Source organism: Peribacillus sp. SIMBA_075 (assembly GCF_046534585.1).
On record NZ_JAWRYN010001072.1, the window covers coordinates 1 to 255 of the forward strand.

The window sequence follows — 255 nt, forward strand, 5'->3', positions numbered from 1 at the left end:
TAGCTTTTTCACTTCCGTACCAGTACGACCATCTACTAAACTAATAGAATCCTGTACCTCTGCTTTAGCCTCTACCGTGTGGCCACCAATATCACTTACTAATGCAACATCACTTACTTTTGCACCACAACCACTCACTATAGCTACACATAACACCCCAACTAATATACCCTTTACTTTACGGAACAATATACTCTCCCCTTTTTCCCAATATTACTTTTATGTATTATTTCATTTTTATGTATGTTTTGTTAC

At 36.5% G+C, this 255-nt stretch carries 1 pseudogene; it reads right to left on the minus strand.

Annotation, left to right across the window (positions count from 1 at the left end):
• Positions 1-189 (minus strand): annotated as a pseudogene (locus tag SB775_RS31585) (VanW family protein); the annotation flags it as partial.
• Positions 190-255 lie beyond the last annotated feature (66 nt).